1 protein-coding gene is annotated in these 1179 nt (G+C 60.8%); it reads left to right on the top strand.

Annotated elements, in window-relative coordinates; translation table 11 throughout:
- Positions 1 to 3 precede the first annotated feature (3 nt).
- A complete protein-coding gene (gene tuf, locus AC1DPR_RS32050) occupies positions 4 to 1179 on the top strand; it encodes an elongation factor Tu (protein WP_018857113.1) in 1176 nt (391 codons plus the stop codon).

Raw genomic sequence — 1179 nt, 5'->3', positions numbered from 1 at the left:
CAAATGGCAAAGAGTAAGTTTGAGCGCAACAAGCCGCACGTTAACATCGGCACGATCGGCCACGTTGACCACGGCAAGACGTCTCTGACGGCAGCGATCACGAAGTACTTCGGCGAGTTCAAGGCGTACGACCAGATCGACGCGGCTCCGGAAGAAAAGGCTCGCGGCATCACCATTTCGACGGCACACGTCGAATACGAGACCCCGAACCGCCACTATGCCCACGTTGACTGCCCCGGCCACGCCGACTACGTCAAGAACATGATCACCGGTGCTGCGCAGATGGACGGCGCGATCCTGGTTTGCTCGGCTGCCGACGGCCCGATGCCGCAGACCCGCGAGCACATCCTGCTTGCTCGCCAGGTTGGCGTTCCGGCGATCGTCGTGTTCCTCAACAAGGTCGACCAGGTTGACGACGCCGAGCTTCTCGAACTCGTCGAGCTCGAAGTTCGCGAACTTCTGTCGTCCTACGACTTCCCGGGCGACGACATTCCGGTCATCAAGGGCTCGGCTCTTGCCGCTCTCGAAGACTCCGACAAGAAGATCGGCGAAGACGCGATCCGCGAGCTGATGGCAGCTGTTGACGCCTACATCCCAACGCCTGAGCGTCCGATCGACCAGCCGTTCCTGATGCCGATCGAAGACGTGTTCTCGATCTCCGGCCGTGGTACGGTTGTGACCGGCCGCGTCGAGCGCGGTATCGTCAAGGTTGGCGAAGAAGTCGAAATCGTCGGCATCCGCCCGACCTCGAAGACGACGGTTACCGGCGTTGAAATGTTCCGTAAGCTGCTCGACCAGGGCCAGGCTGGCGACAACATCGGTGCTCTGGTTCGCGGTGTGAACCGTGACGGCGTCGAGCGTGGTCAGATCCTGTGCAAGCCGGGCTCTGTCAAGCCGCACAAGAAGTTCAAGGCTGAAGCCTACATCCTGACGAAGGAAGAAGGCGGCCGTCATACGCCGTTCTTCACCAACTACCGTCCGCAGTTCTACTTCCGCACGACGGACGTCACCGGCATCGTCACCCTGCCGGAAGGCACGGAAATGGTTATGCCTGGCGACAACGTCACTGTAGACGTCGAGCTGATCGTTCCGATCGCGATGGAAGAAAAGCTGCGCTTCGCTATCCGCGAAGGCGGCCGTACCGTCGGCGCCGGCATCGTCGCCTCGATCGTCGAGTAA

Source organism: Rhizobium sp. 01T417 (assembly GCF_056398905.1).
The sequence above is the reverse complement of the archived record's forward strand: the minus strand, read 5'-3'. Positions and strand labels throughout refer to the sequence as shown.